This window comes from Staphylococcus haemolyticus (genome assembly GCF_006094395.1).
GTDB classification, from domain to species: Bacteria; Bacillota; Bacilli; order Staphylococcales; family Staphylococcaceae; genus Staphylococcus; species Staphylococcus haemolyticus.
In genome coordinates this window covers 1,291,262-1,315,793 of record NZ_CP035291.1, presented here as the reverse complement: position 1 = coordinate 1,315,793, position 24,532 = coordinate 1,291,262, and the positions used below count along the sequence as shown (strand labels likewise).

At 31.6% G+C, this 24,532-nt stretch carries 25 protein-coding genes and 1 pseudogene; 1 reads left to right on the top strand and 25 read right to left on the bottom strand.

Going from position 1 to position 24,532, the window contains the following annotated elements; all coding sequences use genetic code 11:
- Window positions 1-60: 60 nt before the first annotated feature.
- The 11 genes and pseudogenes from EQ029_RS06360 to ccpN all read right to left on the bottom strand — a co-directional run bounded on the left by EQ029_RS06360 (window position 61) and on the right by ccpN (window position 11,404).
- Complete coding sequence (locus EQ029_RS06360; protein ID WP_011275658.1) at window positions 61-483, bottom strand: Fur family transcriptional regulator; 423 nt, start codon at window positions 481-483, stop codon at window positions 61-63.
- Window positions 470-1,332, bottom strand: a pseudogene (locus tag EQ029_RS06355) (metal ABC transporter permease). The gene EQ029_RS06360 and the pseudogene EQ029_RS06355 overlap by 14 nt, the downstream one beginning before the upstream one ends.
- Window positions 1,333-1,394: 62 nt before the next feature.
- The gene (locus EQ029_RS06350; protein ID WP_011275656.1) at window positions 1,395-2,171 is read right to left on the bottom strand and encodes a metal ABC transporter ATP-binding protein; all 777 of its coding nucleotides are present in this window, start codon (window positions 2,169-2,171) and stop codon (window positions 1,395-1,397) included.
- Window positions 2,172-2,419: 248 nt separating this feature from the next.
- The gene (locus EQ029_RS06345) at window positions 2,420-3,310 is read right to left on the bottom strand and encodes a deoxyribonuclease IV (RefSeq protein WP_011275655.1); all 891 of its coding nucleotides are present in this window, start codon (window positions 3,308-3,310) and stop codon (window positions 2,420-2,422) included.
- A gap of 9 nt (window positions 3,311-3,319) precedes the next feature.
- On the bottom strand, window positions 3,320-4,666 hold the full coding sequence (locus tag EQ029_RS06340; RefSeq protein WP_016931113.1) for a DEAD/DEAH box helicase: 1,347 nt from the start codon (window positions 4,664-4,666) through the stop codon (window positions 3,320-3,322).
- Window positions 4,667-4,713: 47 nt separating this feature from the next.
- Window positions 4,714-5,814: a Nif3-like dinuclear metal center hexameric protein gene (locus EQ029_RS06335; protein WP_011275653.1), complete on the bottom strand. Its 1,101-nt coding sequence runs from the start codon at window positions 5,812-5,814 to the stop codon at window positions 4,714-4,716.
- Window positions 5,804-6,493 (bottom strand): tRNA (adenine(22)-N(1))-methyltransferase, encoded by a 690-nt coding sequence (locus EQ029_RS06330; RefSeq protein ID WP_011275652.1) that lies wholly within the window; start codon window positions 6,491-6,493, stop codon window positions 5,804-5,806. Before EQ029_RS06330 ends, EQ029_RS06335 begins: the two co-directional genes overlap by 11 nt.
- Before the next feature lie 188 nt (window positions 6,494-6,681).
- Window positions 6,682-7,788: an RNA polymerase sigma factor RpoD gene (gene rpoD, locus EQ029_RS06325; RefSeq protein ID WP_011275651.1), complete on the bottom strand. Its 1,107-nt coding sequence runs from the start codon at window positions 7,786-7,788 to the stop codon at window positions 6,682-6,684.
- 300 nt (window positions 7,789-8,088) lie between these two features.
- Complete coding sequence (dnaG, locus tag EQ029_RS06320) at window positions 8,089-9,894, bottom strand: DNA primase (protein WP_016931115.1); 1,806 nt, start codon at window positions 9,892-9,894, stop codon at window positions 8,089-8,091.
- A 59-nt stretch (window positions 9,895-9,953) separates the two neighbouring features.
- Window positions 9,954-10,769: a pyruvate, water dikinase regulatory protein gene (locus EQ029_RS06315; RefSeq protein ID WP_011275649.1), complete on the bottom strand. Its 816-nt coding sequence runs from the start codon at window positions 10,767-10,769 to the stop codon at window positions 9,954-9,956.
- An 11-nt stretch (window positions 10,770-10,780) separates the two neighbouring features.
- Complete coding sequence (gene ccpN / locus EQ029_RS06310; RefSeq protein ID WP_075140644.1) at window positions 10,781-11,404, bottom strand: transcriptional regulator CcpN; 624 nt, start codon at window positions 11,402-11,404, stop codon at window positions 10,781-10,783.
- 338 nt (window positions 11,405-11,742) lie between these two features.
- Between ccpN and EQ029_RS06305 the strand changes: the two genes are divergently transcribed.
- The gene (locus EQ029_RS06305; RefSeq protein WP_011275647.1) at window positions 11,743-13,134 is read left to right on the top strand and encodes a glycine--tRNA ligase; all 1,392 of its coding nucleotides are present in this window, start codon (window positions 11,743-11,745) and stop codon (window positions 13,132-13,134) included.
- A 77-nt stretch (window positions 13,135-13,211) separates the two neighbouring features.
- On the opposite strand, the gene recO is transcribed toward EQ029_RS06305, so the two are convergent.
- From recO to dnaJ, 14 genes are all read right to left on the bottom strand, one after another.
- On the bottom strand, window positions 13,212-13,964 hold the full coding sequence (gene recO, locus EQ029_RS06300) for a DNA repair protein RecO (protein ID WP_011275646.1): 753 nt from the start codon (window positions 13,962-13,964) through the stop codon (window positions 13,212-13,214).
- Window positions 13,965-13,995: 31 nt separating this feature from the next.
- Complete coding sequence (gene era / locus EQ029_RS06295; protein ID WP_011275645.1) at window positions 13,996-14,895, bottom strand: GTPase Era; 900 nt, start codon at window positions 14,893-14,895, stop codon at window positions 13,996-13,998.
- Window positions 14,896-15,300: a cytidine deaminase gene (cdd, locus tag EQ029_RS06290; protein WP_011275644.1), complete on the bottom strand. Its 405-nt coding sequence runs from the start codon at window positions 15,298-15,300 to the stop codon at window positions 14,896-14,898. It lies immediately after the preceding gene.
- 19 nt (window positions 15,301-15,319) lie between these two features.
- Window positions 15,320-15,655 (bottom strand): diacylglycerol kinase family protein, encoded by a 336-nt coding sequence (locus tag EQ029_RS06285; protein ID WP_029376660.1) that lies wholly within the window; start codon window positions 15,653-15,655, stop codon window positions 15,320-15,322.
- A 4-nt stretch (window positions 15,656-15,659) separates the two neighbouring features.
- Window positions 15,660-16,121 (bottom strand): rRNA maturation RNase YbeY, encoded by a 462-nt coding sequence (gene ybeY, locus EQ029_RS06280; protein WP_011275642.1) that lies wholly within the window; start codon window positions 16,119-16,121, stop codon window positions 15,660-15,662.
- Entirely contained in the window at window positions 16,122-17,069 is a 948-nt protein-coding gene (locus tag EQ029_RS06275) for a PhoH family protein (RefSeq protein WP_057504821.1), read from the bottom strand. It lies immediately after the preceding gene.
- A 312-nt stretch (window positions 17,070-17,381) separates the two neighbouring features.
- Window positions 17,382-18,071 carry a hypothetical protein gene (locus EQ029_RS06270; protein WP_016931117.1) on the bottom strand — a complete coding sequence of 230 codons (690 nt, stop codon included), beginning with the start codon at window positions 18,069-18,071 and terminating at the stop codon, window positions 17,382-17,384.
- An 18-nt stretch (window positions 18,072-18,089) separates the two neighbouring features.
- On the bottom strand, window positions 18,090-19,076 hold the full coding sequence (floA, locus tag EQ029_RS06265) for a flotillin-like protein FloA (protein ID WP_011275639.1): 987 nt from the start codon (window positions 19,074-19,076) through the stop codon (window positions 18,090-18,092).
- A gap of 12 nt (window positions 19,077-19,088) precedes the next feature.
- Window positions 19,089-19,799, bottom strand: coding sequence for an NfeD family protein (locus EQ029_RS06260; RefSeq protein ID WP_011275638.1), 711 nt, complete (start codon window positions 19,797-19,799; stop codon window positions 19,089-19,091).
- 157 nt (window positions 19,800-19,956) lie between these two features.
- Window positions 19,957-20,133, bottom strand: coding sequence for a 30S ribosomal protein S21 (gene rpsU, locus EQ029_RS06255; RefSeq protein ID WP_000048060.1), 177 nt, complete (start codon window positions 20,131-20,133; stop codon window positions 19,957-19,959).
- 129 nt (window positions 20,134-20,262) lie between these two features.
- Complete coding sequence (gene mtaB, locus EQ029_RS06250; RefSeq protein ID WP_033080110.1) at window positions 20,263-21,609, bottom strand: tRNA (N(6)-L-threonylcarbamoyladenosine(37)-C(2))-methylthiotransferase MtaB; 1,347 nt, start codon at window positions 21,607-21,609, stop codon at window positions 20,263-20,265.
- A 5-nt stretch (window positions 21,610-21,614) separates the two neighbouring features.
- Window positions 21,615-22,367 carry a 16S rRNA (uracil(1498)-N(3))-methyltransferase gene (locus EQ029_RS06245; RefSeq protein ID WP_011275636.1) on the bottom strand — a complete coding sequence of 251 codons (753 nt, stop codon included), beginning with the start codon at window positions 22,365-22,367 and terminating at the stop codon, window positions 21,615-21,617.
- Between the two features lies 1 nt (window position 22,368).
- Window positions 22,369-23,307, bottom strand: a complete 939-nt coding sequence (gene prmA, locus EQ029_RS06240; RefSeq protein ID WP_011275635.1) for a 50S ribosomal protein L11 methyltransferase — start codon at window positions 23,305-23,307, stop codon at window positions 22,369-22,371.
- A 4-nt stretch (window positions 23,308-23,311) separates the two neighbouring features.
- Complete coding sequence (gene dnaJ, locus EQ029_RS06235) at window positions 23,312-24,445, bottom strand: molecular chaperone DnaJ (protein WP_029376661.1); 1,134 nt, start codon at window positions 24,443-24,445, stop codon at window positions 23,312-23,314.
- Window positions 24,446-24,532: the final 87 nt, after the last annotated feature.

Genomic DNA, 24,532 nt, shown 5'->3' with positions numbered 1-24,532 from the left:
CATTTTTAAATTATTTAAGTATATTAGCAAAAACAATTGATATTTATAATTCATAAAATTTTATTTTGAGTTTTGTTTTTGACATTCTTCGCATACGCCATAAACTTCTAATTTATGGGTGTGAATATCTACATTAGGTAGATACACCTTTATTTGATCAATTGGGCAAAAATCAATGACTTTAGTATCACCACAATTTTCACAAATAAAGTGATGATGGTGATGATTCATACAAGCAATTCTAAATTTCATTTCACCATCTAATTCAGTACTCTCAATAATTTTTAAGTCTTTAAATAAATGTAAATTACGATAAATTGTATCGAAAGAGATACCTGGATAATCTTTGTCTAATTGTTGTTGAATATGTTTTGCATTAATGTATTTATCTTCTTTAACAAAAATATTAATCATATCTTCACGTTTCTTAGTATATTTCAAACCATTATCTTTTAAAATTTTAATTGCATCATTTGTATTCATAAGTTATTGCCCCTTTTTAAGTCTTACAATTGATTTTTGGAATAACATTGTAAGTCCTAATAATAAAACTAATAGTACTACAATAACACCACCTGGTGAAATATTCATATAAAATGCTAAAACAAGGCCCATTATAACTGAAAATTCGCCAATTATGACACTTAAAATGATTAATTGTTTGAAACCTTTAGTTATTCTCATTGCTATAGCAATGGGTAATGTTATTAATGCACTGACTAAAAGTATGCCAACCACTCTCATTGAAGCAGAAATTACCATAGCCACTATAACTATAAATAAAAATTGAATCCATTTAGGAATATTTATAACTCTACTATATTCTTCGTCAAATGAAAGTATAAATAATTCTTTATAAAATAAAGTAATAAATAAAACAACGACAATTGATATAACTACAACCGTTAATAAATCACTAAGGCTGACCGCACTTATGGAACCAAATAGTAAACCTACAATTTCTTGGTTAAATCCATCTGCAAGAGAAATAAAAATGGCACTTAGTGCAATCCCTGCGCTCATAATAATTGGTATGGCAATCTCTTGATAATTAGAATACGATGTTCTTAACTTTTCAATTAAAAGCGCACCTACGATAGCAAATAATATACCAAACCACATAGGATTAATAATAGCTAGTGCGGGTGACAAAGTTAGTATAAACATGCCAAATGAGATGCCGCCTAATGTAACATGGCTAAGCGCATCTGCAATCAAAGATAATCTTCTTACAACTATAAAAGCCCCAATTAAAGGTGCAATAAATCCAATTAAAATACCACTAAGTAATGAATATCTCATGAAGTCGAAATTTAATAACGCTTCAATCATAGATATCACCACTTACTTGTTTAATTAATACATTCATTTTGTTACTCCTAATATATTAAATTTTAAACTTCACAACATTCTCTATTATGTTGATGATCTACAAATTTAATGGGGTGACCATAAATTTTAGAAATTTCAACTTCGTCTAGTTTTTTGAAGTCCTCGGTTGATCCATGGAAATGTAAATGTTTATTTAAGCATGCTACTTTTGTTGCTGTATCAGCTACAACGCCAATGTCATGTGTTACTAATATAATCGTTATACCTTCATCTTTTAATTTTTCAAGCGTTTCATAAAATTCACTTACATGTTTTGCATCAATACCATTTGTAGGTTCATCTAAAACTAAGACAGAAGGATTGGAGATTAAAGCTCTCGCAATTAATACACGCTGTTGTTGTCCGCCGGAAAGTTCTGCAATATTTTTGTTGATAAGATGATTGATATTTAATCTTGTTAAAACTTTATCGACAAGTGCTTCATCTTTTTTATTAAATTTTTGAAATAACTTTTTAGTTTTAGTAAGACCACTAAGTACCACTTCTTTAACACTTGCTGGAAATCCAGCATTAAAAGCTGTAGCTTTTTGTGATACGTAACTTATCTTTAAAGCAGATTGATTTTGCTTTTTATATGATTTACCATCTATATATATTTCGCCCTTTTGCAACGGAAGCAACCCTAATATGATTTTTAGTAAAGTAGACTTACCTGCTCCATTGGGACCCACAATTGCTAAAAATTCACCTTTATTTATGTGTATATTAATATTTTCTAAAACTTGTTTATTATCAAATTGATAATCGATATTTTTTAATTCAAAAACAGGTTGATTCATTATTTCACCTCGTTTAATACTATACAATTAAGTTTGGAAGTTGTAAATAGTAATGTTTACGACTTGATTTGAAAGATAATAAAATGGAGCGATACAGAATTATTGTAAAATTCAATGTATCACTCCTGTGAAAATTATTAAGTCTGTGAAAAGTTAAGGTCTAACGCTTCTTAAGGTTATACAGCTATTGCTTTATTTCATCATAGCCCTAAATATTAATAGTTGATTCAGCTTCCAATTAATAGTAATTATTGTTGAAGAATTTTATCTTTTAATTCTGAATCAAATTGTTGTGCTTTTAACATCTCTATCTCAAATTTATAAGGTGGTTTTTTATTTTTTTTATCTTCACCAACATAGGGTGTTTCTAAAATTTTAGGAATATCTTTGAAAACATCATGGTGTACTACATAATTTAATGCGTCAAATCCAATGTGACCGAATCCAATATTTTCATGTCTATCTTTATGAGCACCTTGCTCATTTTTACTATCATTAACATGAACCACTTTTATTCGATCTAAGCCAATAATTTTATCAAATTCATTTAATACACCATCAAAATCCTCTTTAATGTTATATCCAGCATCATGAGTGTGACATGTATCGAAACAGATTGATAATCGATCATTATGTGTGACGCCATCAATGATCTGAGCAATTTCTTCGAACGTGCGTCCTACTTCAGATCCTTTTCCAGCCATAGTTTCTAGAGCGATACGCACATCATTATCATGAGTTAAAACTTCATTCAAACCTTTAATAATCTGTTGAATACCTTTATCAGCACCAGCGCCCACATGTGAACCAGGATGTAGAACAATATCTTTAGCACCTAAAGCTTGTGTTCGTTCAATTTCATTTTGAAGGAAATCTACCCCTAATTGAAAGACTTCCGGTTTTGTAGTGTTAGCGATGTTTATAATATATGGAGCATGGACGACTAAATTAGATAAACCATATTTATCCATGGCCTCATGTCCTTTTTCGATATTTAAATCCTCTATGCTCTTTCTTCTTGTGTTTTGAGGTGCGCCAGTATAAATCATAAATGTAGACTCACCAAATTTGTGTGCTTCTTCTGCAGAACCTTCTAACATCTTTTTACCACTCATGGAAACATGTGACCCAAGTAACATTGCTTTCACCTAACCCTTTTTATTATTTTTTCGTTGTTGTCTATTTTGTCTTTTACTAAATTGTTTTCTTTCTTGTCTCTTCATTCTTTCGACTTCTTGTTTGAATTTCTTTTTATAACCTGGTTTGACTTTATTTTTAGTCTTACTTCGCACTTTATGCTTCACTTCGTTCGTTAAGTGATCGTCTTTTCTTACACGCTTACGTCGAGTATTATGTGCTTTAATTGGTGTTAATTCATTATTTTTAACATCAACATTTTCAAAATGGTAGCCTTTATCTTCAATTAGTGTGATTAAATGTTCTTCATCCGGACTATAGAGTGTTATTGCCACACCTTTATAATTACCTCTACCTGTTCTGCCCACACGGTGTGTAAAGAAGTCAATATCTTTAGGTACGTCAAAATTAATAACATGACTAACGCCTTCAATGTCTATACCTCGAGAAGCTAGATCACTTGCGATTACAAATTGAAACTCTAAATTGCGTATACGTTTCATTTGTTGCTTACGCTCTCTTGGTGTTAAACCTCCGTGTATCATGCCAACTTTAATTCCAGCAGCATTGAGTGAATTTGCCAGCTCATCCGCATTATCTCTACTATTACAGAAAACGATACATAGGTATGGATTTAAAATATCGATTAATTGAAGTGTTTTATCTACTTTTTCAGTTCCTTTAGTTGGAATTAAATAGAATTCAATATTTTTTTTATTTTGAGACTTGGAATCCACTTCTACATATTCCGGATTGCTTAGATATTTATTTAAAAATGGTTGTAATGATTTAGGAATTGTAGCACTGAAGACAGCTATATGTGAATTTTCATCTAAGCGTGAAGCAATTAAATCTACATCTTCAATTAATCCTAAATCAATCATTAAATCAGCTTCATCCACTATAAGATAAGATGCCAAATGCGCATGTAGATGCCCACTTTGAGCTAGATCATTAATTCTAGTCGGTGTTCCTATTACTAATTGCGGTTTATTACTTGTACGCTGTCTATCTTTCTCAATATCTGTACCACCAATAAACAAACTAACTTTAATGCCCTGTTTAAAAGTAGCTAGATGATTTGCTGCCTGATATAACTGTTGTGCTAATTCTCTTGTAGGTGCCACCACGATAGATTGAGGTTCTTTATTTTCAACGTCTATTTTATCTATTAACGGTAATAAAAATGCATGCGATTTCCCTGTACCTGTTTGAGATTGACCTATTAAATTTACGCCTTTTTTAATTCTTGGAATTATTCTATTTTGTATTTCAGTTGGTTTATCAAATTTTAAGTCTTTAATTGCTTCTATAAGTTTTGAGTCTAAATTAAATAATTCAAATGGGTGAGTTGCCATCGATTTGGCCTCCTTAAAATATTCAGTTGAAGTTGTTTTAATTCAATTTACATGTAGTTGAATGGATCGGTATTGATATTAGAAGCATCAATTGGAAAATCTATACTTTCATCATATAGCCATTGTTCTAATAATTCTTTAAGTCCCTCTCTCATCACATACTCACTGTAATGATTGATATCTAAAATGGTCATACCATACGTTTGTGCATCTAATGCATCGTGGTGTTTAACATCTCCAGTTATAAAGATGTCTGCACCTTTGTTAAATGCAAGTGCCTCATAACCAATTCCCGCACCACCGATGATAGCTACTTTTTGGATATGTTTATTAGCATCGCCTGTATATCGAACACTTGGGATATCAAGTTCATGTTTCACAAATTTTACAAAGTCTGTTAATGACATCGCATCTTCTAAAGTGCCAATTTTGCCAAGACCATAATTTGCAGTTTTAGTCATTTTAATAAAATCATAGACAGGAGTTTCATAAGGATGATTGTCTATAATTGCTTTTTCAGCTAATGCATATTGGCTAGCTTTAATCATGAATTCAATTTTAACTTCATTTACATATTCTATGTTATTCAGCTGACCTAGATGTGGATTAGCATTTCCTACAGGTTTAAATTGGCCTTTACCTTCAGTTTCATAAAAACAATACTCGTAATTACCTTCTTTGGCAAGTCCATGTTTATCAAGACTATCTTTAAAGTTTTCTACATTATCCTTAGGTATATATGTTTGAACTTTATAATACGTTTCATTCTCTTGATTTAAAAATTGTATATCTTGCAATTTTAATTTATTAGCCAACATTTGGTTAACACCGTAAACGTAATTGTCTAGATTTGTGTGCAACGCAATAAGGTTGATATTGTGACGAATTATTTTTTTAATTAATTGACCATAGCCATCATCAATGATTGATTTTACCCCTTTAAAAATCAAAGGATGGTGAGCAATAATCGTATTATAGCCTTTGTCGATAGCTTGGTTAACAATCACATCTGTACAATCCAAAGTCGTTAATATACCATTGATTTCAGATTCATGATTACCTATAAGTAATCCAACATTGTCCCAATTCTCAGCTGTCTCTAATGGCACATGTGTATCGATAATAGACATTAATTGTTTAATTTTCATTATTTAACACCTCTGTTATTAATGATATATCATTATCTATCTCTTTAAGTCTCTCATGATGTAACTCTGAATTCAATTGATTACGAATGTGATTTAAAGCTTCTAATTCATGACGCCATTTTTTATAAAATATTTCATTTTTATTTTGTAATAATTTCGGTCCAAATTTTAATTCTTTTTTGTCTAAATGATCCTGATGACCCATATGCGCTGCAACCACAATTTCATAGATATGTCCTTTCTCTTCTAAAATGACTTCTTCTATGATTTGGTAATTCAGTGTCATGAGCGTGTATCTTAATACTTCAGTTTGAATATTACTTTGTAAGATTAATCTAGGACCATTTGCTAAGTGAATGCGTCCTTCATTCAATATTCTTGCTATAAGCGGACCACCCATGCCACAAATTGTTATATTTTGAATAGATTCATTCTGACGAAGTACACTTAATCCGTCCCCTAATCGAACATCGATAACATTATTGAGCTGATTATCTGACACATTCTTTTTCGCTGCTTCAAAAGGCCCTTTTATGACTTCACCTGCAATAGCATGTGTAATTAGACCATGTTGAATCGCATAGATAGGAAGATAGGCATGGTCTGAACCAATGTCAGCTAAGTTTCCCGGAACAAGATAGTTGCACACAGTAGTTAATCTTTGGTTTAAAGTTATCATAGATATCTCCTTTACTATAAAAAGAGACTGGGACAAAGTTAAGTGTCTCAGTCTAGCATTTTTCTAAAGCACATTATAGTAACACCTATAACAAAGTGTAATCATTACTAATTCGACTCGTATATAAGTGTTCAATCTATAATGTGTAATGAAAAATAAATCAATTTAAACTCGAATTATTTTATTTATTAATCCATAAAGTCTTTTAGTCGCTTGCTACGACTTGGATGTCTAAGCTTTCTTAAAGCTTTAGCTTCAATTTGACGAATTCTTTCACGCGTAACACCAAAGACTTTACCAACTTCTTCAAGTGTTCTTGTTCGACCATCATCTAAACCAAATCTTAAGCGTAAAACATTTTCTTCACGGTCAGTAAGCGTATCTAAAACATCTTCTAATTGTTCTTTTAAAAGTTCGTAAGCTGCATGATCAGATGGACTTTGCGCCTCTTGGTCTTCAATGAAGTCACCTAAATGACTATCATCTTCCTCACCTATTGGCGTTTCTAATGATACTGGTTCTTGAGCAATTTTAAGAATTTCACGTACTTTTTCTGGAGGTAAATCCATCTCTTCTCCGATTTCTTCAGGTGCAGGATCACGACCTAAATCTTGTAATAATTGTCTTTGAACACGTATTAACTTATTAATTGTTTCAACCATGTGAACTGGAATTCTAATTGTACGTGCTTGGTCGGCAATCGCTCTTGTAATTGCTTGTCGAATCCACCAAGTTGCATAAGTGGAGAATTTAAATCCTTTACTAAAATCAAATTTCTCAACAGCTTTTATTAATCCCATGTTACCTTCCTGAATTAAATCTAGGAATAACATGCCACGACCTACATATCTTTTTGCAATACTTACAACAAGTCGTAGGTTAGCTTCTGCTAAACGAGACTTAGCAATCTCATCACCTTGCTCAATTCGTTTAGCTAATTCAATTTCTTCTTGAGCACTTAGTAGATTAACTCGGCCAATTTCTTTTAAGTACATTCTTACAGGGTCATTAATTTTGACACCTGGAGGGGCACTTAAATCATTTGGGTTTAATTTTTCATCAGTATCTGAGCTATCTTTCTCATTTACTAAACTAATATCATTATCATTTAATTGGTCAAAGAAATCATCCATTTGATCAGAATCCATATCGAAATTTTGCAATTTTTCGGCTATTTCCTCATGACTAAGGTGACCTTCCTTTTTACCTTTATCGATTAATTGTTTCTTAACATCTTCTAATGTTAATGTCGGATCTATTGTTTGTTTTTTAATTTTAACTTGGTTATCAGACATGAAAAGGCCTCCCAATAGTAATATATGCTTTCAAACAAGATATTTAATTATATAATATTTCAATATAATAAGAAAAGTATTAATAAAAATTCATAATAATGGTAACATTTCATATTCAATATTTGAATGTTTAATATCAATTATATTTAAACGACATCACATTAATTAAATATTACTTATGTTCCATATCTACCCGTTAAAAACGCATAATAACCATTATACAATAATGGTTATTAAATAGAAATACTATTTATATGATTTATTAAAGTATGCATTTTCATAGCAGTTTTATAGTAATAGTTACATACGAGCTTTATTTTTATTAACGATTTGTTCCAAATAATATTTTTGCAATTCTACGTCGCCTATCCGTGACGCTTCACGTAATTTATGATTTAATTCTTCAAGTGTATCTCCATACTTTGATTCATTGATGACATTCATGTAATCTTCTATTTCACTATCATAAGGTTCTTGATTTATATCATAATTATCCAAAGCGATAATTGCATCTCTCAAATTATCATTATCTGTGTAAAGTATCATATCGCTAATTGTATAGCTGTCATTTTCAGCGTAAAAATCTTCTAAAACACTATATATACGTTTGAAAAATTGATTATCAAAGTCATCACTTTCAAGTTGCTTATGATAATTTAAGAATAAGTCTTTATCATTCATAAAATGTTTAAGTAAGGCTCTTTCAGCACTTTCATGTTTTGATAAATGACTAAATAAATTATTTGAGTTATTTTGTATTTCAATATCATATGATTGATAATCATTAATATAAGGCTCGCTAGGAATATATTGTTGTTGATTCAATACATTGCTATTTAGAGTATTAGAATCCACATTAAATAAATGTGCTACATCTTTGATTATCTTATTCTGCAAAATTTGAGAATTCATTAATGCAATATCTTGGGTAACTTCTTTAAGATAGCGTTCATAAGCTAAGTCATTATTAGCAATTTCATCTTTGTGTTTATTTACTTTATAAATGATAAATGATTTCTTTTCATTATTTACATATTCAAGAAATTTTTCATTACCATATTTTGTTATATACTCATCTGGATCCATATCTTTAGGTAATTGAACAACAAAAACATTGAATCCTTGTTGTAGAAGGTGTTGCCCAGTTTTAATTGTTGCTTCTTGACCAGCGAAATCACCATCAAACATTAGAGTAATATGAGATGTTAATTTTTTAAGAACAGTAATGTGTTCATCTGATATAGCTGTTCCCATACTTGCAATGACTGGTTTTAGTCCTGATGAATCGGATTTAATTACATCCATAAATCCTTCTAATAATATGGCTTCATCATTTTTTCGTATATGTTTTCTAGCATTATCAAGATTATATAATAATCTTCTCTTTTGAAATATGGGTGTTTCCGGGCTGTTTAAGTATTTAGGTTCTTGATTATTGTATGTTCTACCTGAATAGCCCACAATACGACCCTGAGCATTATTTAAAGGGAACATAATGCGATCTCTAAATCTATCAAAATAGCTGAAATTTTCTTCATTTCGCGATAAAAGACCAGCTTCGTACGCGAGTTCTATATCATAACCTTTTTGTTGTAAAAAGTCATGACAAAAGTGAGTATGATTAGGAGCATAACCAATACCACGTGATTTAATAAGCTCTTCAGTAAAACCACGTTTTGTTAGATAATTTAATGCCTCTTCACCTTCTACTGTCTTAAGCAAAGCATATTGATAGTATTCATGCATTAATTCATGCATCTCAATCATTGTTAAATCATTCGATGCTATTTGACTTGTATAGTCACTACTATTACCAATATCAACTGAAATGTTAATTCTTTCTCCTAACTCTTTTACAGCCTCTACAAATGATAAATCTTTTATCTCTTGAGTAAATTGAAAGACATTACCACCTTTTTTACAACCAAAGCAGTGACAAATTTGTTTATCTTCAGATACAGTAAACGAAGGAGTCTTCTCATCATGAAAAGGACACAAACCAATGTAATTGCGTCCTCTCTTTTCTAATTTTACATATTCACTTACTAAATCCAAAATATCGGTCTTATCTTTAATTTCATTAATTACTGATTGTTCAATACGCAATATATATCACCTATAAATTGTAGTCATAATATTATACTTTGTTTAAAGATAAATTAAAACTATTTTGATTGGCTTTCGATTATGTTAATAACATCATTAGCTGTTTCTTCAATTGCTTTATCTGATACATCAATGACTGCACATCCAATTCTGTCTACGATATCTTCGAAGTATTTAATCTCTTCTTTAATACGTATTTCATTAGCGTATCTTGCTGAATCACCTAATCCAAGTTGTTTCAAACGTTGTTTTCTAATACGATTTAATTTTTCTTCACTAATTCTTAAAGCGATGCATTTTGATGAGTCAATGTCAAATAACATGTCCGGTGGCGTTACTTCAGGTACAATTGGAACGTTCATTACTTTATAACTTTTATGGGCTAAATATTGAGATAAAGGAGTTTTAGATGTTCTTGAAACACCAATTAATACTATATCCGCTTTAGGTAATCCTTTAGGGTCTTTTCCATCATCATATTTTACCGCAAATTCAATTGCATCAATTTTCTTAAAATATGCGTCATCTAAACGATGGACTCTACCAGGTTGATTATATGGATTCTCTTCAAAAGCATCTTTCAAATAGCCCATTAATGGTCCCATAATATCAATAGAACGTAACTTATTAGTACCTATCTTACTTTCCATATAAGTTTTCATTTCTGGTTTAACTAGCGTATAAACTATAATTGCATTTCTGTCATTTGCTACTTGAATAACTTCATCAATGTCCTCTTTTGTCTCGATATAGGGATACCTTAAAAATTCATGTTTACATTCCTTTGGATTGAATTGAGAAATACATGCTCTTGCTACTAATTCAGCAGTTTCTCCAATTGAATCAGATGCGATGATTATCTTTATATTCTCCATCGTTCTACCACCTATTCTTTAAATAATGATACAAATAATTTTGCAATTGTTGTTTTTGAAATTCTACCAGTGACTTGATATTTATTATTACCTTTATTTTTCACAATGGGTATTGAGTCGATTTCTTTTTCTATCATTTGATCTGCAGCATATATAATAAGTTCATCTTCTTCTAAATAAGTTAAGTTAGGCATTCTAGACATGTTTACACTGATAGGCATTGTATGAATATCCTCTCCAATCATAGATGCTCGTAACAAATCCTTTCTTGAACAAACGCCTATAAAATCATTATGCTCATTTGTAATGAATAAAGTGCCTGCGTCTTCTAAAAAGATGGTACAAATTGCATCATAAACAGTCATATCTTCTTTTACAATGACTGGTGGAGACATATAGTCTTTAACAACATATTGGCGTAATTTATCGGTCATTAATTTGTTTTTAGATTTTCCTGAATAATAATAACCAACTCGAGGTCTAGCTTCTAAAAAACCGGACATAGTTAAAATTGCTAGGTCAGGTCTTAGAGTAGCACGCGTTAAATCTAATTTTTCGGCAATGTGTTCTCCAGTGATTGGTCCACCGCTTTTGACTATTTCAATGATTTGCTCTTGTCTTTTACTAAGTTCTATAGGTCTTCACCCCTTTTTTATTCACGTCTATTATACCTATTTATTAATGTAGCTACAAATACATATAATTTCTTGCTATTAAATAATCAATCTATTAAACTAATAGTAAGCGAGTTAAGGATGGTGTAAGCTTAACAATTTTAATTTGGCTAATATTAAAACTTTATAAAAGAGAGTGGCTACACTAATTTGGGTGGAACCGCGGGTTATTAAGGTATCAACTATATTAAAACAATATAGTATAATAAATTAACTCGTCCCAAGATAATGATAAATGTAATTAATACATTTATTTATTGTCTTGGGGCGTTTTTATGTATTAAATAAGGAGAGATTATATGGTTAAAGATATGGAAACAATTGTATCATTAGCGAAACACAGAGGATTTGTATTTCCTGGTAGTGATATTTATGGTGGATTATCAAATACATGGGATTATGGCCCATTAGGTGTTGAATTAAAAAATAACGTAAAAAAAGCATGGTGGCAGAAGTTCATAACTCAATCACCATTTAATGTTGGTATTGATGCTGCAATTTTAATGAATCCTAAAACTTGGGAAGCTTCAGGTCACTTAGGTAACTTTAATGATCCTATGATTGACAATAAAGATAGTAAGATTCGTTATCGAGCAGATAAATTAATTGAAGATTACATGCAAAAAGAAAAAGGCGACGAAAACTTTATCGCTGATGGTTTGAGTTTCGATGAAATGAAACGTATTATTGATGATGAAGGTATTGTGTGTCCGGTAAGTGGAACTGCTAATTGGACAGATATTCGTCAATTTAATCTTATGTTTAAAACATTCCAAGGTGTTACAGAAGATTCTACAAATGAAATCTTCTTAAGACCAGAAACAGCACAAGGTATTTTTGTGAATTACAAAAACGTGCAACGTTCTATGCGTAAAAAATTACCATTTGGTATTGGCCAAATTGGTAAGTCATTCCGTAATGAAATTACACCAGGAAACTTCATCTTCAGAACTAGAGAATTCGAACAAATGGAATTGGAATTCTTCTGTAAACCTGGTGAAGAAATTGAATGGCAAAATTATTGGAAAACATTTGCTAGTCAATGGTTAAAAGATTTAAATATCAATGAAGAAAACATGAGATTACGTGACCATGACGAAGAAGAGTTATCTCATTACTCTAATGCTACGACAGATATCGAATATCGCTTCCCATTTGGTTGGGGTGAATTATGGGGTATCGCAAGCCGTACTGACTTTGACTTGAAAAAACATAGTGAACATTCAGGTGAAGACTTTAAATATCACGACCCTGAAACAAACGAAAAGTATGTTCCATACTGTATTGAACCATCTCTTGGTGCTGATCGTGTTACATTAGCATTCTTATGTGATGCATATGAAGAAGAAGGTGTTGAAGGAAGCAAAGATGCTCGTACAGTGATGCATTTCCACCCTGCTCTAGCACCTTATAAAGCGGCTGTTTTACCATTAAGTAAAAAATTATCTGAAGAAGCTATTAAGATTTTCGAACAATTAAGTTCTAAATTTGCAATTGATTTTGACGAGTCTCAATCAATTGGTAAACGTTACCGTAGACAAGATGAAATTGGTACACCATATTGTATTACATTTGATTTTGACTCATTAGAAGATAATCAAGTTACAGTACGTGACCGTGATTCAATGGAACAAGTGCGTATGCCTATTTCAGAGTTAGAAACATTTTTAGCAGAAAAAGTGGCATTCTAATAAAAAATGAATAATTAGTACTAACCCCACCTCAAATTTCTTTGTGGTGGGGTTTTAAGTGTGAGTATTGTTGTATATTAATATTCTATACGTTTAAGTTGGTTAATTAGCTTTTGACCTTTAAAGTACATGCCTGCATATTCTTTATAGATTAATAATATTAATTCAGACATTTCATCTAATATTTCTTGACTAATGTTAAATTGATTCATTTTATCAATGGGTAATTTTTGTAAAACATCTAATAAGTATAACGTTTTGTTAGATATTCGAAAGGCATGTGGGTCTTTATATAATTCTGATTCAAGAATAGTTCCATCATATACAAAACTATACGCAACTAATTTTGATTGATCATAGCTATTTGAAATAGCTGAGTGATTAAAAAATGCTGTAAACCCAAAACGATTCATACATTTTAAAAGAACTATAATTGACATTAATTGAGCTGAATCACCATTTGAGATCTTTTCAAGTACGAAGTGTAAAAGTTTGTAATGGAATGGTGAAATGTCATCATTATCCATAGAACGTTCAATTGCCTCTGTACATAACGTAGCATAACTACTATTAAATATATCTAAACGTAAATCATAATATTGATTGATAACATCAACTGAACTTAATGTACCCATACCTTTCCATTTATTATAAATAAATAAGCCATACACAAATAGTTGCGTATGGGCTTGTAAACCTGTTTTTGATTTTTTAGCTCGTCTAACCATTAATGGTATTTTTGCACCATGCTCGTTTAATATTGTAATAATTTTATCAGATTCTCCATAATCTACGGACTTTATGATGATACCTTTTTGCTTTTCGAGCATAGTTTCACGACCTTTCTAAAATCAAATAAGTTTAATCTTGATCTTCAATATATCCCATTTGACGAATAAAATTAACTTTATTTCTCCAATCTTTTTGAACTTTTACCCAAAGTTCTAAATAAACTTTTGAGCCTAGTAACATTTCAATATCATGTCTTGCTCTTTTACCGACTTCTTTTAGTTTTTTGCCGCCTTTACCGATAACAATACCTTTTTGTGAGTCTCTCTCAACATAAATAGTAGCTTCAACTCTAACACGCTCGTCATTTTCTTTAATCATTCTATCTACATTTACGCCTATTGCATGCGGGATTTCTTCACTAGTTAAATGTAAAATTTTCTCACGTATGATTTCACTGACTACAAACTGTTCAGGGTGATCTGAGATTTGATCATCCGGATAGTATTTTGGACCTTCAGGTAAATATGTTTTTAGCACATCTATAAAATGGTCGACATTTAGTCCTTCTAATGCAGATATTGGTACAATTTCAGTAAAATTCATGTATTTTTGATATTGTTCTATTCTTGGCATTAAAGCATCAGGATGAACTAAATCGATTTTATTTAATACTAAGAAAACGGGTGTCTTAACATTCTTTAGCATTTCCATGATATATTCATCGCCACGACCAATTTCTTCATTGACGTTAACCATGAACATGATTGCATCAATTTCAGATAGAGTATTTTTTGCAACACGCATCATATAATCACCTAATTTGTGTTTAGGCTTATGAATACCTGGTGTGTCTAAAAATATGATTTGCGCATCATTTCTAGTCATTACACCTTGAATTTTATTTCGAGTTGTTTGAGCCTTGTCGGACATAATTGCAATTTTATGGCCAATAACTCTATTCATAAATGTAGATTTTCCTACATTCGGTCTTCCTATTATTGATACAAATCCTGACTTATGTTCTGTCATTTATTCTAAATCCTTTCCTGAAAAGCCATGTGGTAATAAATCACCCACAGTTGACTCAAGTAATTCCCCTTTATGGTTTGTCATATATACCGGCATATCATCATCGCATAATTCTTTAAGTACCTGTCTACAAGTTCCGCAAGGAGAAGAAGGTTTTTCAGAATCAACAGTTACTGTTATTGATTCAAAATCTCCAGGTCGATAACCTTCAGAAATTGCGGCCACTAAACTAGAACGTTCAGCACAAATGGTAGCAGGGTAAGCTGCATTTTCAACATTAGCGCCATAGAACGTACGGCCGTCTTTGGTCTTTAAATAAGCACCTACTTTAAAGTTGCTATATGGTACATACGCACGGCTCTGAGCCTCTCTAGCTTCTTGAAAATAATGTGATTGATAAGTCATTTAAACATCCCCTTTATAGTTAGAAAATATGAGGTAAAAATACAACTAATCCAGTTATTAAAGCAAATATTGATACCAACATAACACTAAATGCGGCAATATCTTTAGCTTGTTTAGCAAGTTCATGATAATCCATTGTAACTAAATCAACTACACATTCAATTGCAGTATTAACTGCTTCTAAGGTTAATACTAAAAAGATGGCTAATAATATAAATAACCATTCTATAGCACTCAATTGATAAATATAACCTAAAATAATTGTTATAAAAGCAATAATGATATGTAGTAAATAATTATGATCTTTTAGAAGAAGCGTTTTTAACCCATCATACGTATGTTTAAAACGTTTAATATGTTTAATCTCTAGTCAATCCATATGCGTTTAGTATAGTGTCTTGACGGCTAAACATTACTTTCTCATCTTCTTCATTCATATGATCATAACCTAATAAATGTAAAAATCCATGAAGCGCTAAAAATCCAAGTTCTCTTTCAAATGAATGCCCAAATGAGTCAGCTTGCTCTTCAGCTACATTAGTGCAGATAATAATATCACCAAGAACTCTAGGCATATCTAGTCCAACAATTTCTGGTTCGTCTTCTTCAAGAGCGAATGAAATAACATCTGTTACTTTATCTTTATCGCGATAAGTTTTATTTATTTCTTGAATTTCATTTTTATCTACGAATGTGACTGAAAGTTCAGCATCCTCGTTAATTTGCTCTTGTTCTTTAGCAAAATTTAGTAAATCTTCAATCTGATGATACCAAGATTCATTTACCAGGTCTGTATGATCATTAAAATCAATTGTAAACATTTAAATGTCTCCTTCATAGCGATCAATTATTTTACTTACTAATGGGTGTCTTACAACATCACTTTGATCTAATTGCATAATATTAATTCCTTTGACACCATGTAATTTTTTGACAGCTTCTTTTAATCCACTTTTAACACCTTTTGGTAAATCGATTTGAGTTTGATCTCCTGTTACTACCATTTTAGAACTAAACCCAAGTCGTGTTAAGAACATTTTCATTTGAGCATGCGTTGTATTTTGAGCTTCATCTAAAATTACAAACGCATCATCAAGTGTACGACCACGCATATAGGCTAAAGGCGCAATTTCAATAGTACCTCTCTCTATAAATCGGGCAGTTTGTTCTCTTCCTAATACAGTGTTTAATCCGTCATAAAGAGGTCTTAAATAAGGGTCTACTTTTTCTTTTAAATCACCGGGTAAAAATCCAAGAGACTCTCCTGCTTCTACAGCTGGTCTTGTTAATACAATACGTTTTACTGAGCCCTTTCTTAGTTGTTTAGCTGCATATACCACTGCTAAAAAAGTTTTACCAGTACCTGCAGGCCCAATGCCAAAGACTAAGTCATTATTCTTCATTGCATTAACATATAGTCTTTGTCCCATAGTTTTTGCTCTAATAGTTTTTCCGTAAGCATCTTTTGTAATTTCTTCGTCATATAAATCAATAAGGTGATGTATTGTATCATTTTTAGCCATTTTTATTGCAGCTTCTACATCTTTTAATGTAATTGTGTTACCCATTTCAATTACTTTTAATAAACTTTTAAGAACTAATTCTGACTTTTCTACAGGCTCTATTTTTTGGCCTTTGACTGCTATTTCTTGGCCACGAGCATGTATTTCGACATCAAATGCCTCCTCAATCGCATTAATATGTTCATCATTATTACCAATTAATGCTTGAGAATGGTTAATATCGTCTATTTGAATTATTCCTGGCATACAAGCGCTCCTTTTCACTTAAACAATGTAAAATCTTTTGATTATATCAGTTTCACTTAAGATTCAAAAATTAAACATGATTTGTTAATCTTCAAAAAAATAAAACTTAATTGAGTTTAGTAAATTTACTTTCATTTAAATTTTACTAAAGTCTGTTAAAGTATACAAATTTAATTGGCTTTATGTGCTGATTTATTAAATTGTAATATGAGCCTTTTCTTTTTAATTAAATAAAACAACCCGAAAATCATTTAAAAATGAAATTCGGGTTAAATATAATCTTTAATTATAAAATAATAACATTTCTTCAAATTATAATTGTTTAGGTTTATTGAGAATTTCTTGCCATAGAATACCATTTACAACAGGATCATTATCAAACTGAAAACTTTGATGTGTCATATCTTGTTCTATTGCTTTACTATTTAACAATTGTTTTAATCTATAGCGTTTGGTACGTTCAGATAGATTTTTATCATTGATAATAGCTCTTGCATTATTTTCAATTCTAGAAAGTTGTTTTTCTTTTTCACGGTCGATTTCTGTACGTACGTTATATAAATCGTCTACAAGTTGTTTTTCTAATTCTTTTTGAAGTTTATTCGAGTCTCTATTGCTCTCGCGTGAATTGGCAGATTGACGTGTTTCTCTTTCAACTCTGCCACGTTGTCTTGCAGAACGCTCTAATTCCTCTGGTACGCTCTCTTTTTCGATTTCTTTTTCAAGTTTTTGATCCTGATAAACACGTTTAGTGTTAGTTTGTTTATCTTTCTTTTGTTGGTTAGTTGTTTTATCTTCGTTTGTAAATTCCTTTTCTAACTCACTAAATGCTTCTTCAATTTGCTCAAAAAACCCTTTTTCATGAGTTTCTTTTTTGTCAGAAGTTGACTTTTTTGGATGAGGGGGTCTTTGATTTTTTCTATGTTCATGACTTTTATCCCTCATCGCACTAATACCTGTAACAATTATGGATATTATAAAAATTATAATACCAATATTCATCTAATCACCCCTTAAATTTTACTTTGGTGATTCATCTTCATTTTGTTCAGTACGTTTGTTTATCGCATTTCTCATGCCAGTGTCAGCCTCTACGTTTTTTAAATTGTAGTAATCTTTGACACCCAAATTGCCTTCACGTAATGCTTCTGCCATCGCAAGTGGAACTTCAGATTCTGCTTCAACCACTTTAGCACGCATTTCTTGAACACGCGCTTTCATTTCTTGTTCAGAAGCTACGGCCATAGCACGACGTTCTTCAGCTTTAGCTTGTGCAATATTCTTATCTGCAAGTGCTTGTTCTGTTTGTAAGTCAGCACCGATATTTTTGCCAATATCTACGTCAGCGATATCAATAGATAAAATTTCGAAGGCTGTACCTGAATCAAGACCTTTACTTAAGACAGTCTTAGAAATGTTATCAGGGTTCTCAAGTACTTGTGTATGATGCTCACTTGAACCAATAGTAGAAACAATACCTTCACCTACACGAGCAATGATTGTTTCTTCTCCGGAACCACCAACTAAACGAGAGATGTTTGCACGTACAGTAATTCTAGCTTTCGCTTTTACTTCTATACCGTTCATTGCAACACCAGTAATAAACGGTGTCTCAATTACTTTAGGGTTTACAGACATTTGAACTGCTTCAAGAACGTCACGTCCAGCTAAGTCAATAGCTGCACCACGTTCGAATGGTAAGTTAATATCTGCACGTTGAGCAGCAATATTAGCGTCGACTACTCTATCTACATTACCACCTGCTAAGTAATGTGATTCTAATTGATTTGTTGTAAGGTTCAAACCTGCTTTATGTGCTTTAATTAATGGACCAATTACCTTACGCGGTGATACTCGACGTAATCTCATACCTACTAATGTTCCAATACCTACTTTAACTCCAGCAGCAATTGCTGATATCCAAAGTCCTACTGGGACAAATGAGAATAACACTAGTAAAGCAATAACAATGATAACTGCTATAACTATAATGCCTAATCCAAACATTTAACCACTCCTCTATGTATTTTCAATTTCTCTAACAACAACTCTAGATCCTTCTACCTCAAGAATTTTAACTTCCTTATTTCTTAAAATAAAAGCGCCATCTGATACGGCATCTATTCTTTCATTATCAAGCGTTATAATTCCTGCAGGTCTTAAATCTGTCACAGTACGAGCTGTTTGACCAACTAAATGAGAACGATCATCGTGAGATCTATATCCTGCTTCTGAATTAGTAGAATCTTTTAACACAACTTTATCTAAAAATGGAATTTTCCTTTTAAACCATTTCACTAATATCACCCATTCAATAATTGCCAATATTGATGCAATCACAACATTTAATAGCATTAGAAGAATGTTATCTCCTAACATAATGATGCTAAGTATAATCAATGATATGCCAATAATACCTATGATTGCGCCAATGACAAATAATTCGATAATAACGAGTATTGCTCCAACGAAGAATAGCAATACAGAAATAAGATTAACATCACCGTTAATTAAAAAGCCGAGGAAGAGAATTAAAAGTGCAAGCATTGCGATAATTCCTGCAAAATTAATACGCTTCGAATACAATTGATATAAAAAGCCTAAAAAAATGATACACGTTAATATAAGTGATATTAATGGACTCGTTACAATCTGAGATAGATTATTGAATAAATTATTAGTAGTTAAAATGGAATTGATAACTGTATGTATTGCATTGAAATAGTTCACAATTTCACCTCGCTCTCAATTTCGATTATACATGAATACACTTAGTTATAATAGTGATAGTAGAATCTTTAACATAAAAAAGCTCTCGACTAGTTTAACTAATCGAGAGCATATATATAATTAATATTCTTGTTGAGGGAGTCAACAGAGTTATTAATTATTTGAATTTACGTTTACGTGCTGCTTCTGATTTCTTTTTACGTTTAACACTTGGTTTTTCGTAAAATTCACGTTTACGTACTTCTTGGATAGTACCACTTTTAGATACTGAACGTTTAAATCTACGTAATGCATCTTCAAGTGATTCATTTTTACGTACTACTGTTTTAGACATCTGTATTTCCCTCCCTCCAAATATCAACGGAACTTTAAAGTCATTGCATAGTAAGATACAACTATGCTTTACTTAGTATAATATATGAATTTATTATGGTCAATTCCAAATTATTATAAATTTTAAAAATTATAATAATACACCTTCTTCAGATTTGTTCGTTGCGTGTTCCACAATTCTCACGACTTTACCTTTATTAATAGGATAATCAGCTTTAGCGATTTTTACTTTTACAATTTGACCGATTAAAGAGTCATTGCCTTCAAATTGTACTTTCATATAGTTGTCAGCATATCCCACCAATGTTCCTTCTATCTCACCAGCTTCTTCAGGAATAACTTCTAAAACTTCATCTTCAAATTTAGAGGCATATTCTTTAGCTAATTGATCACTTAACGTGATTAATTTATGCACACGTTCATTTTTGATAGTTTCATCAATTTGATCATCCATACGAGCAGCAGGTGTACCAATTCTAGCTGAATAAGGGAAGACATGTAATTCAGAGAATTTGTGTTTAACAATAAAATCATAAGTTTCTTGGAATTCTTCTTCCGTTTCACCTGGAAATCCAACTATAACATCGCTTGTAACAGCTAAATTTGGTAGCGCATCATGTAATTTCGTGATTCTTTCTGAAAAATGTTCCATAGTATATTTACGTCTCATTCGTTTTAAAACAGTATCTGAACCTGATTGTAATGGAACATGTAAATGTCTAACAACTTTATTTGAACGTTTTAGAACATCTATGACCTCATCAGTTAATTGACTGGCTTCAATAGAAGAAATTCTAATTCGTTCAAGTCCATCAATTTCTTCTAAATCACGGAGTAACTGTGCCAAATTATAATCTTTTAAATCTTGACCATAGCCACCGGTATGAATACCTGTTAAAACAATTTCTTTATAACCAGCGTTAACTAATTGAGTAGCTTGTTCAACCACTTTTTCTGGATTACGTGAACGCATTAGTCCACGCGCCCATGGTATGATACAAAATGTACAGAAATTATTACACCCTTCTTGGATCTTTAGTGAAGCTCTTGTTCTATCAGTAAAATATGGTACATCTAATTCTTCATACGTACGATTTTTCATGATATTTCCAACACCATTGATTGGTTGACGTTCTTCTCTGAACTGTTGGATATAGTCTAATAGTTTATGTCTATCCTGTGTACCCACCACTACATCTACGCCAGGAATTTCCATGATTTCTGCAGAAGATGTCTGAGCATAACACCCTGTCACACATACCACTGCGTCTGGATTTTGTCGAATTGCTCTTCTAATTATTTGTCTACTTTTTTTATCTCCAGTATTTGTTACTGTACAAGTGTTGATTACGAAGACGTCTGCATTAGTTTCAAAATCAACTCTGTCATAATTAGCGTCTTTAAATAATTGCCAAATTGCTTCAGTTTCATAATGGTTTACTTTGCAACCCAATGTGTGAAACGCAACTGTTGACATAATATTCACCCCATTAATTCATTTTCATAACTGATAGCACTTAAAGCGTAAAGTGGCGCCGTTTCTGCCCGTAAAATTCGAGGTCCTAAACCAACATTGAAACTCGTTTCATTTAATAAAGTGATTTCTTTTTCTGAAAAGCCGCCTTCAGGACCAAATATTAATAAAATACGATCGTTAGTTTTAAACTTTTTCAAGGTTTCTTTAAAAAGACTAACTTCACCACGTTTTGCTTCATCTTCGTATGCTAACAAGATATAGTCATAATGATTAATAGTATCATAAATCTCATTTAAATTCGACTTAAAAATTATATTAGGAATAATTAAGCGATAACTTTGTTCAGCAGCCTCTTTAATAATCTTTTGCCAGCGTTCTAATTTTTTTTGAACTTTATTTGGGGTAAGTTTTACTACAGATCTGTCCATTTCTACAACTATAAAACTATCAGCACCTAATTCAGTAGCTTTTTGAATTAGCCATTCATATTTATCGGCTTTAATTAATCCACTACATATAGTAACTTGTACTGGTAACTCTGAATTGATATCAATCTGCTCTATTAGTTTAATTTCAATTGATTCATTTTCAATAGTAATAATTTCCGATTTAAAAACTATTTTATCTTTAAATGTTATAATAATCTGATTACCAATTGTATTTCTCATCACATTAGTAATATGATGTATATCTTCTTTATTTGTTATAAAAAAACGCTGACTTTCATCAGCGTTTTGATCGATAAAGTATCTTTGCAAATTATTCACTCACTTTCTGACCTACAATACATACCCAACCATTGTCATGATTTACTGATTTAATATCAAATCCAACATTTTGCATTTTATTTAATATTTGTTTATGTTTTTCCTCTATAATGCCTGATGTTATAAAATAACCATCTTTATTTAGAGTATTATAAGCATCTTCAATCATATCTTCAATAATATGAGCTAAAATATTTGCAATAACAATATCAAATTTTTCAGTTTCATTCTTTAATAAGTTTCCTGGTACAGCTTCAATTGCATCTTCACAATGATTTTTAGCAAAGTTTTCTTTAGCAACGTTAACAGCCAATTCATCAATATCCAAAGCTTTAATTCTTTTAACTCCAAGTAAATGACTGGCAATACTTAATATACCAGAACCTGTTCCAACATCAATGACGGAATTGTCAGAATCAACATAGGTCTCAATTGCTTTTAGACACATGCTTGTTGTTGGATGATCTCCAGTTCCAAATGCCATACCTGGGTCTAATTCAATACACATTTCAGAATCATCTTCTTTAGTGTATTGTTCCCAACTTGGCACAATTGTGAATTTTTCTGAGGCTCTAAAGGGATGAAAATAATTTTTCCACTCGTTCTCCCAATCTACTTCAGCTATAGTTTGCTCAGAAAAATTTAAAACAGTTGAATCAATATTTTCAAGGTTAGTAACAGCTGTCTTAATTTTATTTCTTAGAGAATCATCAAACTTTAATTCGTTGAAATAAGCTTTTAATCGGACACCTTTTTCAGGATAATCTTCTTGTTTCAGTTCATAAATTTCACCGAATTTATCGGCAGGTTGATTAATTAAATCATTAGAATCTTCAATTACAACACCATTTGATCCATAATTTTCTAATATATCAGTTACTAAAGGTTCAACTTCATGGTTTACAACAATCGAAAGTTCTGTCCAGTTCATTCGGTTATTCTCCTTTAAAGAATTTGCGTGCTCTGTCTTTAAAATTAGATGGTTGTTCTTCAATCGATTCACCATTTAATTCAGCAAACTCTCTCATTATTTCTTTTTGTCTATCTGTTAGTTTTGTAGGTGTAACTACTTTAATATTAACAAATAAATCACCATGACCATATCCATGAACATTTTTGACACCTTTATCTTTTAATCGGAACTGTTTACCAGTTTGAGTGCCAGAAGGAATTGTCAACATAACATTACCATTGAGTGTTGGAACTTTTATTTCATCCCCAAGAGAAGCCTGAGGGAAACTAACATCTAAATTGTAATAAAGATCGTCTCCGTCACGTTCAAATTTATCAGATGGTTTGACCCTAAATACGACATACAAGTCGCCATGTGGTCCGCCGTTTTCTCCTGGTGTTCCTTCGCCAGCAAGTCTAATTTGTTGGTCATTATCTACACCTTCAGGTACAGTTACTTCTAATTTAACTGTTTTATTTTCTGTACCTTTACCATGACAAGTTGGGCATGGTTCTTCGAATTCTTGACCTGTTCCATCACATTTTGGACATGTTTGTTGCGTTCGTACACGGCCTAAAATTGTATTTTGCTCAACTGACACGTGACCTGCCCCATTACAATAACTACATGTTTTTTTACTAGTACCTGGTTTAGCACCATCGCCATTACAAGTGTGACATGTCACATCTTTACGAATTGAGATTTCTTTTTTAGTCCCAAATACAGCTTCTTCAAATTCTAGTGTCATTGTATATTGTAGATCATCACCTTTTCTTGGTGCATTAGGATCTCTTTGACGTGAGCCACCAAAGAATGAACTGAAGATGTCTTCAAATCCACCTCCACCAAATCCACTAAAGTCTTGGCCACTAAATCCTTGACCACCAAAACCACCTTGAGGTCCGTCGTGACCAAATTGGTCATAATTTGCTTTTTTATTATCATCGCTTAGGACTTCGTAAGCTTCTGAAATCTCTTTAAATTTCTCATCTGCACCCTCTTCTTTATTGATATCAGGGTGATATTTTTTTGATAATTTACGATATGCTTTTTTGATTTCATCTTTAGATGCATCTTTACTTACACCTAGGACTTCATAATAGTCTCTTTTAGCCACAATCATCTCTCCCTTAACTTAATTATTAACTAGGTTTAAAAGAACGAAGTTATAAAAGAAAAAGTCAAAGCCAATGTTCAATTGACT

What these genes read in the sequence shown, in the direction of transcription:
- EQ029_RS06360 (WP_011275658.1), bottom strand. Translation starts at nt 483, where the DNA reads ATGAATACAAATGATGCAATTAAAATTTTAAAAGATAATGGTTTGAAA.
- EQ029_RS06350 (WP_011275656.1), bottom strand. Translation starts at nt 2,171, where the DNA reads ATGAATCAACCTGTTTTTGAATTAAAAAATATCGATTATCAATTTGAT.
- EQ029_RS06345 (WP_011275655.1), bottom strand. Translation starts at nt 3,310, where the DNA reads ATGTTACTTGGGTCACATGTTTCCATGAGTGGTAAAAAGATGTTAGAA.
- EQ029_RS06340 (WP_016931113.1), bottom strand. Translation starts at nt 4,666, where the DNA reads ATGGCAACTCACCCATTTGAATTATTTAATTTAGACTCAAAACTTATA.
- EQ029_RS06335 (WP_011275653.1), bottom strand. Translation starts at nt 5,814, where the DNA reads ATGAAAATTAAACAATTAATGTCTATTATCGATACACATGTGCCATTA.
- EQ029_RS06330 (WP_011275652.1), bottom strand. Translation starts at nt 6,493, where the DNA reads ATGATAACTTTAAACCAAAGATTAACTACTGTGTGCAACTATCTTGTT.
- rpoD (WP_011275651.1), bottom strand. Translation starts at nt 7,788, where the DNA reads ATGTCTGATAACCAAGTTAAAATTAAAAAACAAACAATAGATCCGACA.
- EQ029_RS06315 (WP_011275649.1), bottom strand. Translation starts at nt 10,769, where the DNA reads ATGGAGAATATAAAGATAATCATCGCATCTGATTCAATTGGAGAAACT.
- EQ029_RS06305 (WP_011275647.1), top strand. Translation starts at nt 11,743, where the DNA reads ATGGTTAAAGATATGGAAACAATTGTATCATTAGCGAAACACAGAGGA.
- recO (WP_011275646.1), bottom strand. Translation starts at nt 13,964, where the DNA reads ATGCTCGAAAAGCAAAAAGGTATCATCATAAAGTCCGTAGATTATGGA.
- era (WP_011275645.1), bottom strand. Translation starts at nt 14,895, where the DNA reads ATGACAGAACATAAGTCAGGATTTGTATCAATAATAGGAAGACCGAAT.
- cdd (WP_011275644.1), bottom strand. Translation starts at nt 15,300, where the DNA reads ATGACTTATCAATCACATTATTTTCAAGAAGCTAGAGAGGCTCAGAGC.
- ybeY (WP_011275642.1), bottom strand. Translation starts at nt 16,121, where the DNA reads ATGTTTACAATTGATTTTAATGATCATACAGACCTGGTAAATGAATCT.
- EQ029_RS06275 (WP_057504821.1), bottom strand. Translation starts at nt 17,069, where the DNA reads ATGCCAGGAATAATTCAAATAGACGATATTAACCATTCTCAAGCATTA.
- EQ029_RS06270 (WP_016931117.1), bottom strand. Translation starts at nt 18,071, where the DNA reads ATGAATATTGGTATTATAATTTTTATAATATCCATAATTGTTACAGGT.
- floA (WP_011275639.1), bottom strand. Translation starts at nt 19,076, where the DNA reads ATGTTTGGATTAGGCATTATAGTTATAGCAGTTATCATTGTTATTGCT.
- rpsU (WP_000048060.1), bottom strand. Translation starts at nt 20,133, where the DNA reads ATGTCTAAAACAGTAGTACGTAAAAATGAATCACTTGAAGATGCATTA.
- mtaB (WP_033080110.1), bottom strand. Translation starts at nt 21,609, where the DNA reads ATGTCAACAGTTGCGTTTCACACATTGGGTTGCAAAGTAAACCATTAT.
- prmA (WP_011275635.1), bottom strand. Translation starts at nt 23,307, where the DNA reads ATGAACTGGACAGAACTTTCGATTGTTGTAAACCATGAAGTTGAACCT.